This is a genomic window from Erwinia sp. PsM31, assembly GCF_030433775.1.
In the GTDB taxonomy this organism is placed as follows: Bacteria; Pseudomonadota; Gammaproteobacteria; order Enterobacterales; family Enterobacteriaceae; genus Erwinia; species Erwinia aeris.
In genome coordinates this window covers 1-238 of record NZ_JARUWZ010000103.1, presented here as the reverse complement: position 1 = coordinate 238, position 238 = coordinate 1, and the positions used below count along the sequence as shown (strand labels likewise).

The 238-nt window shown below is 50.8% G+C and carries 1 pseudogene; it reads left to right on the top strand.

Features of this window, described 5'->3' with window-relative positions:
* Window positions 1-201 (top strand): annotated as a pseudogene (locus tag QCD69_RS22615) (patatin-like phospholipase RssA); the annotation flags it as partial.
* Window positions 202-238 lie beyond the last annotated feature (37 nt).

Genomic DNA, 238 nt, shown 5'->3' with positions numbered 1-238 from the left:
AAACTGAGCGAGATAGACCAGAAAAAAGTTAATCAAACGCCGGCAGCGATGCAAATTATGACTACCTCGAATCAGGTGCTCGAAAACAGACTCAAGCGCAACCGGATGGCCGGCGAACCGCCGGATGAGCTGATACAGCCTTTCTGCCCGCAGAATTCCACCCTCGATATTCATCGGGCGGAAGAGGCCATTGAGGCATGAAGCCTTGCCGTACACAAAAAGATGGATCAATTCCTTC